Origin of the sequence: Nitrosomonas supralitoralis, assembly GCF_003011925.2 — a bacterium.
GTDB classification, from domain to species: Bacteria; Pseudomonadota; Gammaproteobacteria; order Burkholderiales; family Nitrosomonadaceae; genus Nitrosomonas; species Nitrosomonas supralitoralis.
Genome location: NZ_PXXU01000120.1, coordinates 1 through 2,966, shown reverse-complemented (window position 1 = coordinate 2,966; position 2,966 = coordinate 1). Strand labels below are relative to the sequence as shown.

3 protein-coding genes are annotated in these 2,966 nt (G+C 39.9%); all 3 read left to right on the top strand.

All coding sequences use genetic code 11. The annotated features are described in order from the left end of the window. The first annotated feature begins 1,180 nt into the window (after positions 1–1,180). A complete protein-coding gene (locus C7H79_RS16765; protein ID WP_106708373.1) occupies positions 1,181–1,459 on the top strand; it encodes a high-potential iron-sulfur protein in 279 nt (92 codons plus the stop codon). 395 nt (positions 1,460–1,854) lie between these two features. Beyond that, positions 1,855–2,418, top strand: a complete 564-nt coding sequence (locus tag C7H79_RS16760) for a peroxiredoxin (protein WP_242447357.1) — start codon at positions 1,855–1,857, stop codon at positions 2,416–2,418. A 459-nt stretch (positions 2,419–2,877) separates the two neighbouring features. Further along, a partial coding sequence (locus C7H79_RS19620; protein WP_147383662.1) for a chemotaxis protein CheB occupies positions 2,878–2,966 on the top strand: 89 nt, incomplete at its 3' end.

The following is a 2,966-nucleotide window of genomic DNA, read 5'->3' as shown; positions in this document are numbered from 1 at the left end:
TTTTCTTTTGATGCCCCTTTCTTGACGCCTTTACCATCACGCTTGCGTGCAGATCAGGGCATCGGTGCTGTCCTTTAAAGAGCTCTTGGGAATAAGTTTCATCTGTTTCGATAATGGCTGCCACTCACAAGAGGTCTTTTTCAGCTTCAGTCGTTTTAGATTAGCGCCATAGTCAGCGAGCGCAGCGGAACCCCAGAGGCTGAAAACTAGTTTACGGATTTTTTATAAAAAATAATGTTGGTCCTGGATAACCTTTTGATATAGCAAGTTATGTGCCGTAGATTCTGACTTGTTTCTAAAATAGACGAATTCTCTCACGAGAACCTGACCGTATCTCCACGCATTCATTTGGTTCTAGTTGAAAGACCTTATTCATCAAATTACATCCTTTAAGATGACATGAGCAAGCCAGTTATAACTGTGCTTTCCACTTTTTGCTCAAATAAAGAAATTTATTCACTTGATGAATGTTTCCTTGATCTCACAAACTCGTTGGCATAGCCGCGTGCCACCTGCAATATCATTTTAATGGGCTACAAAATGCAATTTGGCGAACCATCCCAAGGTTCACATCCAGCAGAAAGCGGTCTTTCTATATTGGATTATCTGCTTCACGATTCGCCGATTATACCCATCGGATATGGACTATTCTCGGCTACTAACTACCGCATCCACTTCCCGACCAATCATTAATTTAGCAATGCCATCTATCACGGCTTATTAAAATCCCACTTCTCTTCACTAACATCAATCCTGATAGATAACCTAAAATAGGCAATCAATCATCGTCCAATCATCAGGGGTATCGTCGGAGGATCGGAACATACAATATCTTCATTTGCAGACGTAGTCGATGCATATGATCAAGTGCTAAACAGTTGTTCTTCTGTAATAAAATATCTGTTTATTTGCTTATGTTATAAATAATTAAGCTACTGATCGGAAGAAGATTTATATTAGCAGAGATGTTCCGCTATCGCGATACTTTTGCAGCCAAATCGAAACAGCGTTTAAATCGACTAGAGAACTTTGCATAATAGTGATGATGTCCATATTCGACGTTTTATGACATTACTGTGCGTAGCAGTACAGAACTATCTTGTTTCTGCTTATATTCTTATAATAAAGTTATAAAAAGTATAACTTTATTTTTTGATTACTGTTTATAAGGTGAGAAACTATGACTCATTTTCAAGAAAAATTCTCGCGGCGTAAGATATTAAAATTCATTGCATTAGGTGCCACCGCTCCCATTTTGAATACTTTTATTGGCCAAGCGCAAGCAGCGAAAGCTTCTAAAGAAGCTATGCAATATCGCGATAAACCTAACGGTAAGGAACAATGTAGTAACTGTGCGCAGTTCATCTCCAGCGATTCACCAGAAGCTAACGGGGAATGCAAAGTTGTGGAAGGTGATGTTAGTCCTCAAGGCTGGTGTATTGCATATGTTCAGAGATAAGTAACTCGACTTCTCTCGGAAAAGCTTTACCAGTCGCACAAATTGCACATAATTGGTATTTTTCTAACTAGATTGCAGCGGAATAGTAACAGCCCATTCGTGATATCTGGGGAATCTCAAGGCATTGGCAGTGTTTATCAACAAACATATATCGATCATTCGATCCAAAACATTTGCAAAACTTTAAACAACCTGCGCACCAATTACAGCAGCCTGACTTACTGAATAGATATTGTCATACTTTAAAAAGCCAGAACCGTTCTCAAAATCCAAGTATGGCACTTTCAGATCATAACCATATAAAGGACCGGTACTTCCAGCGGGGCGGTTTTTTCGTTTTCTACCACGATCCATTTAAAGGGTAGAATGTTATATATCCTCTTGAGTTCAAGTAAATGACTATTCAATTAAATCAGAAGGCGATAACCATGACAGAACAAAGGCAGCTACCCAACGTAACTTTTAAAACCCGAGTACATGATGAATCAATTGGTGGCGACAATCCATTTCGCTGGCAGGATATTACCACGGACGATATTTTTAAGAACAAGCGAGTTGTATTATTTGCGTTACCTGGCGCGTTCACACCGACGTGTACAACTGCTCATCTGCCTGGTTACGAGAAACACTATGATGATTTCAAAGCTCTGGGTATTGATGAGGTGGTGTGCTTATCCGTGAATGATGCATTTGTTATGTATCAATGGCGCAAACATCTTGGAGTCGAGAAAATATTTGTGCTTCCCGATGGGAATGCAGAGTTCACTAGAAAGATGGGGATGCTTGTAGACAAATCGAACTTAGGTTTCGGTATGCGTTCATGGCGATATTCTATGCTTGTTCAAAACAAAGAGATAGAAAAAATGTTCGTTGAATCCGATTTTACAGACAATTGTCCCACTGATCCTTTTGAAACTTCTGGTGCTGATATTATGCTGCAATACCTAAGGTCTAAATGATTTTAATAATGAGAATTGGGCTCATTTCCCTTAACGTATGCGCAATGTACTACAGGACTTCAGACCCGATTCTCTTATTATTTAAATAAACTCCGCTGAAAGAAAGTTGCGGGCACCGCAATCTTTTTCGAGAAATTGCAGCGAATTCTTTATTGCAAACTTGTTAGAACAGGTTATGCATCTTTTTTTCATTATCGTGAGCCTATCTATCTAGTAAGAATATTCAATAGAGCAGTTAATAATTTTTCGAAAGAAAAACCATCGGGGATACCAACTAACAGAATACTGACGAACACATTTGAGCTTCTGTTCATGAAGTTACCTATTTATGCCACACTCTGAAGAAAAAAAACATCTCCAGATGCCTCGCAATCCTCGAATCCATTTGCGGACAGTACCCTTCCGGATGCCCTATTATGGGAAGAAGGCTTTGGCGGCCATCATTTACCTTCGTTTCCGATTGCTGGTATAGGTGCCTCTGCCGGAGGTGTAGAGGCGCTGCAGCACTTGTTCAAGTCGCTTCCTCCTGACTGCGGCATCGCCTTATT